Origin of the sequence: Mesorhizobium delmotii (assembly GCF_900149755.1) — a bacterium.
Lineage (GTDB): Bacteria > Pseudomonadota > Alphaproteobacteria > Rhizobiales > Rhizobiaceae > Mesorhizobium > Mesorhizobium delmotii.
Genome location: NZ_FUIG01000006.1, coordinates 1 through 225, shown reverse-complemented (window position 1 = coordinate 225; position 225 = coordinate 1). Strand labels below are relative to the sequence as shown.

Genomic DNA, 225 nt, shown 5'->3' with positions numbered 1-225 from the left:
TCGGCATTGGTGACGAAATAGGGCGAGAGATAGCCACGGTCGAACTGCATGCCTTCGACGACATCGAGTTCGGTGTCGGCGGTCTTGGCTTCCTCGACGGTGATGACGCCATCATTGCCGACCTTGTCCATAGCCTTGGCGATCATGGCGCCGACAGTGACGTCGCCATTGGCGGCAATGGTGCCGACCTGGGCGATCTCGCCCGAAGATTTGACTTTCCTGGCC

1 pseudogene is annotated in these 225 nt (G+C 59.6%); it reads right to left on the bottom strand.

Annotated features, from left to right (window positions below):
- Positions 1–225 (bottom strand): annotated as a pseudogene (gene groEL / locus BQ8482_RS01355) (chaperonin GroEL); the annotation flags it as partial.